This is a genomic window from Streptomyces aurantiacus JA 4570 (genome assembly GCF_000414115.1).
Lineage (GTDB): Bacteria > Actinomycetota > Actinomycetes > Streptomycetales > Streptomycetaceae > Streptomyces > Streptomyces aurantiacus_A.
This window is the reverse complement of record NZ_AOPZ01000004.1, coordinates 1-6,862: the sequence shown is the minus strand read 5'-3', so window position 1 is coordinate 6,862 and position 6,862 is coordinate 1. Positions and strand designations below refer to the sequence as shown.

5 protein-coding genes are annotated in these 6,862 nt (G+C 72.8%); all 5 read left to right on the top strand.

Annotated features, from left to right (window positions below; translation table 11 throughout):
- A partial coding sequence (gene infB / locus STRAU_RS00455) for a translation initiation factor IF-2 (RefSeq protein ID WP_078620868.1) occupies positions 1–2,328 on the top strand: 2,328 nt, incomplete at its 5' end.
- 271 nt (positions 2,329–2,599) lie between these two features.
- The gene (locus STRAU_RS00450; RefSeq protein ID WP_016638225.1) at positions 2,600–2,896 is read left to right on the top strand and encodes a DUF503 domain-containing protein; all 297 of its coding nucleotides are present in this window, start codon (positions 2,600–2,602) and stop codon (positions 2,894–2,896) included.
- Between the two features lie 48 nt (positions 2,897–2,944).
- Positions 2,945–3,424, top strand: a complete 480-nt coding sequence (gene rbfA, locus STRAU_RS00445) for a 30S ribosome-binding factor RbfA (RefSeq protein ID WP_016638224.1) — start codon at positions 2,945–2,947, stop codon at positions 3,422–3,424.
- Complete coding sequence (gene truB, locus STRAU_RS00440; RefSeq protein ID WP_016638223.1) at positions 3,424–4,338, top strand: tRNA pseudouridine(55) synthase TruB; 915 nt, start codon at positions 3,424–3,426, stop codon at positions 4,336–4,338. Before rbfA ends, truB begins: the two co-directional genes overlap by 1 nt.
- Positions 4,339–4,602: 264 nt before the next feature.
- Positions 4,603–6,862 (top strand): trypsin-like peptidase domain-containing protein (locus tag STRAU_RS00435; protein WP_397892047.1); only part of this gene is annotated, 2,260 nt, incomplete at its 3' end.

Genomic DNA, 6,862 nt, shown 5'->3' with positions numbered 1-6,862 from the left:
GGCCAGGGTGGTCCGCGTCCGCAGGGTCAGGGCGGCGCTCGTCCGTCCCCGGCCGGCATGCCGCGCCCGCAGGCGCCGCGTCCGGGCGGTGGCCCCGCGGGCAACCGTCCCAACCCGGGCATGATGCCGCAGCGTCCCGCCGCGGGCCCGCGTCCCGGTGGTGGCCCCGGCGGTGGCCGTGGTCCCGGTGGCGGCGGTCGTCCCGGTGGCGGCGGTGGCGGCGGTGGCCGTCCCGGCTTCGCCGGTCGTCCCGGTGGTCCGGGTGGCGGCGGCGGTGGGTTCGCCGGTCGTCCCGGTGGTCCGGGCGGTGGCGGCGGTGCCGGTCGTCCCGGTGGTGGCGGCGGCTTCGGCGGTCGTCCCGGCTTCGGTGGCCGTCCGGGTGGTCCCGGTGGCCGCGGTGGCACGCAGGGCGCCTTCGGCCGTCCCGGCGGTCCCGCGCGTCGCGGTCGCAAGTCGAAGCGGCAGAGGCGCCAGGAGTACGAGGCCATGCAGGCCCCGTCGGTCGGCGGCGTGATGCTGCCTCGCGGCAACGGCGAGACCGTTCGCCTGTCGCGCGGTGCCTCCCTCACCGACTTCGCCGAGAAGATCAACGCCAACCCGGCGTCGCTCGTCGCGGTGATGATGAACCTCGGCGAGATGGTCACGGCCACGCAGTCCGTCTCCGACGAGACGCTGCAGCTCCTCGGCGACGAGATGAACTACACGGTTCAGATCGTCAGCCCCGAGGAGGAGGACCGCGAGCTGCTCGAGTCGTTCTCCATCGAGTTCGGCGAGGACGAGGGCGGCGAAGAGGCGCTCATGTCCCGTCCGCCGGTCGTGACCGTCATGGGTCACGTCGACCACGGAAAGACCCGACTCCTCGACGCGATCCGCAAGACCAACGTGGTCGCGGGCGAGGCCGGTGGCATCACCCAGCACATCGGTGCCTACCAGGTCGCGACCGAGGTCAACGGCGAGGACCGCGCGATCACCTTCATCGACACCCCGGGTCACGAGGCGTTCACCGCCATGCGTGCCCGTGGTGCGAAGTCGACCGACATCGCGATCCTCGTGGTGGCGGCCAACGACGGTGTGATGCCCCAGACGATCGAGGCGCTGAACCACGCCAAGGCGGCCGACGTGCCGATCGTGGTCGCGGTCAACAAGATCGACGTCGAGGGCGCGGACCCGACCAAGGTGCGCGGTCAGCTCACCGAGTTCGGCCTGGTGGCCGAGGAGTACGGCGGCGACACGATGTTCGTCGACATCTCCGCCCGCCAGGGCACCAACATCGAGCAGCTGCTCGAGGCCGTCGTCCTCACCGCCGACGCCTCGCTCGACCTGCGGGCCAACCCCGACCAGGACGCGCAGGGCATCGCGATCGAGGCCCACCTGGACAAGGGCCGCGGCGCCGTCGCGACCGTCCTGGTCCAGCGCGGCACGCTGCGCGTCGGTGACACGATGGTCGCCGGTGACGCGTACGGCCGAGTCCGCGCGATGCTCGACGACAAGGGCGAGAACGTGGAAGAGGCGGGTCCGTCGACCCCGGTCCTCGTCCTCGGTCTCACCAACGTCCCGGGCGCGGGCGACAACTTCCTGGTGGTCGACGAGGACCGTACGGCCCGTCAGATCGCCGAGAAGCGTGCCGCCCGTGAGCGCAACGCCGCGTTCGCCAAGCGCGTCCGCCGCGTCTCGCTCGAGGACCTGGACAAGGTGCTCAAGGCCGGTGAGATCCAGCAGCTCAACCTCATCATCAAGGGTGACGCTTCTGGTTCCGTCGAGGCCCTGGAGTCCTCCCTGCTCCAGCTCGACGTGGGCGAGGAGGTCGACATCCGCGTGCTGCACCGCGGCGTGGGTGCCGTCACCGAGTCCGACATCGACCTGGCCATGGGCTCCGACGCCATCGTCATCGGCTTCAACGTCCGCGCGGCCGGACGTGCCGCGCAGATGGCGGAGCGCGAGGGCGTCGACGTCCGCTACTACTCGGTGATCTACCAGGCCATCGAGGAGATCGAGGCGGCCCTCAAGGGCATGCTCAAGCCGGAGTACGAAGAGGTCGAGCTCGGCACGGCGGAGATCCGCGAGGTCTTCCGCTCGTCCAAGCTGGGCAACATCGCGGGTGTGCTCATCCGCTCCGGCGAGGTCAAGCGCAACACCAAGGCCCGGCTCCTGCGCGATGGCAAGGTCATCGCGGAGAGCCTCAACATCGAGGGCCTGCGTCGCTTCAAGGACGACGTCACCGAGATCCGCGAAGGGTTCGAGGGCGGTATCAACCTCGGCAACTTCAACGACATCAAGGTTGATGACGTCATCGCGACGTACGAGATGCGCGAGAAGCCGCGCGCCTAGCGGCTGGCTGAACCGGGGTGGGGTCGCCGGAGTTTTCCGGTGACCCCACCCCGGGGTTTTTCGGCCCTCCGGGCCTCGTCCTCAAACGCCGGACGGGCTCCTCCGGCGTTTGAGGAGCGGGGTCTGGGGCGGAGCCCCAGGTACGGGACGGGTAGGGGCGGCGGGGGCGGAAACTCCGTCGAGGGAGCCGGGCGTTCGTTGTACGGTTTCTGGTGACCCCGCCGATCACCGGCGGGCACCGATCCCGACCGGCGGGTTATCCGGGACACACATGTATGTGGGGACTCTGTCCTTCGACCTGCTCCTCGGCGACGTACATTCGCTGAAGGAGAAACGCTCCCTCGTCCGCCCCATCGTGGCGGAACTCCAAAGGAAGTACGCGGTGAGCGCGGCGGAGGTCGGCCACCAGGACCTGCACCGCAGGAGTGAGATCGGCCTGGCGCTGGTCTCCGGGGACGCGGGGCACATCACGGACGTACTGGACCGGTGCGAACGGCTCGTCGCCGCCCGGCCCGAGGTGGAGCTGCTGTCGGTACGACGGCGGTTCCACGGCAACGATGATGACTGAACGACCTGAACGACCAGCGACGAGCAAGGCACAGAAGGAGACGGAGCAGTGGCCGACAACGCGCGGGCGAAGAGGCTGGCGGACCTCATCCGAGAGGTGGTGGCCCAGAAGCTGCAGCGCGGGATCAAGGACCCGCGGCTCGGCTCACATGTCACCATCACGGACACCCGGGTCACGGGTGATCTGCGGGAGGCGACCGTCTTCTACACGGTCTACGGGGACGACGAGGAGCGCGCGGCCGCGGCCGCGGGCCTGGAGAGCGCCAAGGGCGTGCTCCGTTCGGCGGTCGGTCAGGCCGCGGGCGTGAAGTTCACGCCCACCCTGGCCTTCGTCGCGGACGCCCTTCCCGACAACGCCAGGGCCATCGAGGACCTCCTCGACAAGGCGCGGCTCTCGGACGAGAAGGTGCGGGAGGTGTCCGCGGGCGCCGAGTTCGCGGGCGGAGCCGACCCGTACCGCAAGGCCGACGAGGCCGACGAGGGCGAAGCCGACGACGCCGCAGGCAACAAGGACGGCGACGCCTCGTAATGAGCAAGCGCAGTACTGGAACGACGACGCCGGACGGACTTGTCATCGTCGACAAGCCGTCCGGCTTCACTTCGCACGACGTGGTCGCCAAGATGCGGGGCATCGCGAAGACCCGCCGCGTCGGCCACGCCGGCACCCTCGACCCGATGGCGACGGGAGTCCTCGTCCTCGGCGTCGAGCGCGCCACGAAGCTGCTCGGCCATCTGGCGCTGACCGAGAAGGAGTATCTCGGCACCATCCGCCTCGGCCAGTCCACCATCACGGACGACGCCGAGGGCGAGATCACGGCGTCCGCGGACGCCTCCGGCATCAAGCGGGACGCCATCGACGCGGGCATCGCCGAGCTGTCCGGCGCGATCATGCAGGTCCCGTCGAAGGTCAGCGCGATCAAGATCGACGGCAAGCGTTCGTACGCGCGGGCGCGTCAGGGCGAGGACTTCGAGATCCCCGCCCGGCCGGTGACCGTCTCGTCCTTCCAGGTGTACGACATCCGGGACGCGGTCGCCGAGGACGGCACCCCCGTCCTGGACCTGGTCGTGTCCGTCGTCTGCTCCTCGGGTACGTACATCCGCGCCCTGGCCCGTGACCTCGGTGCCGGTCTGGGCGTCGGCGGCCATCTCACGGCGCTGCGCCGCACCCGCGTCGGGCCCTACAAGCTGGACGCCGCGAAGACCCTCGACGAGCTCCAGGAGGAGCTGACGGTGATGCCGGTCGCCGAGGCCGCCGCCGCGGCGTTCCCGCGCTGGGACGTGGACGAGCGGCGGGCGCGGCTGCTCGCCAACGGCGTGCGGATCGAGATGCCGGACGAGTACGCGGGCTCCGGTCCTGTGGCCGTGTTCGGGCCCGCGGGCGAATTCCTGGTCCTGGCCGAGGAGTTGAAGGGCAAGGCCAAGAGCCTCGCCGTGTTCTCCTGACGCCGGCTCCGTGCTCCTACGGCATCGGCTCCGGCCGGAACCCCTTGTTGTGGAGCGGCGCACGATCGTCCGCCGCTCCACAGTCCCCCCCCCTGCGGTCCCCCCTCTGAAGGTGTATCCACCGCCACCCGCCGATTCACCCCTACGGGCAGGCGCTCGGAGTGAACCGAGGGAGCGGAAGGGGGCGCGTTCGGCTCGCGTTCTGTCCCGCTGATCATCTCCGGCCTACGGTCGAAGTACGGGGTGCGGCTGGGAGGTTCGAGCATGGCGGGACGGGGCCCGCGGGTACGGGGCGGCGGGGAGCGGATCCGGGGCCGCAGTGACCGGAGCTACCGGAGCGGCCACCGGAGCGATCTGCCGAGCGAGTGGACGGTGGGCCGGGACGCGTGGCGGGAGCCCGAGCGGTCCCTGGTGCGGATCTGCGATCTGGCCGGCCGCCCGCGCGGCCACGGCTTCGCCGCCGACGAGCACGGCACCGTGATCACCAGCCACGAGGCGGTGGACGGCCTCGCCCGGATAGTGCTGCACGCGCCGGGCGAGCGCACCTGCGTCGTGACCGACGACGCCGTCACCGCGTTGCCGGAGTACGACCTCGCCCTCGTCCGCACCGAGGGCCTCGGCCTGCGCCCGCTGCCCGTGACCGCCCGCGACACCGTGGCCGTGGGGTCGTACGTACGCATCGCCACAGGAGCCTGGCGGCAGGCGCGGGTCCTCGACTCGGCCGCCGTGACATACACCGCGACGGACCGCTTCCACCTCCTGGACGCCGCCATGGAGCTGGCCATCGGCACCGACGGCGCGGACGCGCTGCGCCTCGGCGGCGGTGCCGCGGGCGGGCCCGTCGTCGACGCCGCGTCCGGCGCCGTTCTCGCCGTCCTGGCCACCGCCCTGGAGGCGACGCACCGCGCGGCCGGGTTCGCGGTGCCGCTGCGGGCCGCGGCCGCCGCCGACCCCAGCGGGCCGCTCGCCGCCCTCCTCGCCCATAACGCGGCCACCGTGCCCGGCTACGGCCGCGATCTGAACCTGGCGGGCGCGCTGCAGCTCACAGCCACCTCGTTCGGCTCCGACGGGCCGCGCCCACCCTGCCCGGAACCGGTCGAACGGCCCGACACCGTAAGGGAGTTCACGTACTTCACCGCCGCCGGTCCCGCCCGCGTGCTCGGCCTCGTCGGCGACCCCGGCTCCGGCCGCACCACGGAACTCGCCGCGCTCGCCGGACGCCGCGCCCGGGGCCCCGAACCCGCGCCCACCGTCTGGCTGCGCGGCGCCGACCTGCGGGACGCGGACACCTCCGTGGCCGACGCGGTGGGCCGCGCCCTGGAGCGGGCTGGCCGCATCCTCACCGCGTCGGACGCGGTGGTGGGCGGCGACGACGGGCTCGGGGACATCTCGGCGGGCCGCGTCGCCCGGCTCGTGCGGGACGCCGGCCGGCCGCTGCTGCTCCTGCTCGACGGCCCCGAGGAGATGCCGCCCGTCCTCGCCCACCGCCTCGCCGAGTGGAGCGCGGGGACGTCCGGGTGGCTGCGGGACACCGGGACGCGGCTGGTGGTGGCCTGCCGCGCGGAGTACTGGGAACAGGCCGGAACACACTTCCCCAGGGACCTGCTGTACGCACACGTGCCTGGCCTGGGAGAGCGGCACACCCCCGGCCCCGGCGAACCGCCCGCCTTCGGACTCGGTGGGCGGCTCGGTGCGGGTGGGCGCGGGCAGCTGCCCGGCTGTGTGCGGCTCGGTGAGCTGCCGGAGCCGCAGGCGCGGCGGGCTCGGGCGCGGTTCGGCATCGAGGACGGCGCCCTCGCCGACACCGACGCCCGCCACCCGCTGACGCTGCGGCTGCTCTCGGAGGTGGCCGCGGCCCTGCCGGACGGCCCCACCGGGCAGCCCTGTCGCGAGGACGTGTTCGCCGCCTACCTCGACCTGCTCGCCCTGCGCGTCGCCGTCCGTCTCGCCGCCGACAGCGGGCTGCGGGGCGCAGCCGTGCGGCGGCTCGCGGCGAAGGTGTCCGGGCAGGTGCACGAGGCGGCCCGGCGGTGCCTCGGCCCCGGCCAGGGCCAGCTCGACCGGGCCTCCTTCGAGGAAGTGTTCCCGTGGGGCGCCCTACCGGGCAAGGGATTCGACGGCTGCACCGGATGGGCGACCGCGGTCCTCACCGAGGGCGTCCTCGTCCCCGCCGGCACGGGCTACCGCTTCGCCCACGAGGAGGTCGCCGACTGGATCCAGGGCCTCCACCTGGACGTGGACGGCGCGCTGACGTCGCTGGTCCTCCGGTACGCCGAGCAGCACGCGGACACGCCCCCGCCGCGCTCCCTGCCGGTGCCACGCCACCGCGTCGGCCCGGTACTGCAAGCGCTGCTGCAACTGGAGCGGCAACGGGGGGCGGGTGAACTCACCGCGCGGTTGGGGGAGTTGGCGAGGGCGTTGGGCGTGCTGGGTGGGGCGGGGGAGCGCAGGGCGGGGGCGGAGGTGCCGGGCCGCGTCCCGGAAGGCCGCGGCTCGGGACTGAGGGAGTCGGGGGACGGCTCGG

Excerpts from the sequence above, each read along its gene's own strand:
- STRAU_RS00450 (WP_016638225.1), top strand. The coding sequence starts at position 2,600 with ATGTATGTGGGGACTCTGTCCTTCGACCTGCTCCTCGGCGACGTACAT.
- truB (WP_016638223.1), top strand. The coding sequence starts at position 3,424 with ATGAGCAAGCGCAGTACTGGAACGACGACGCCGGACGGACTTGTCATC.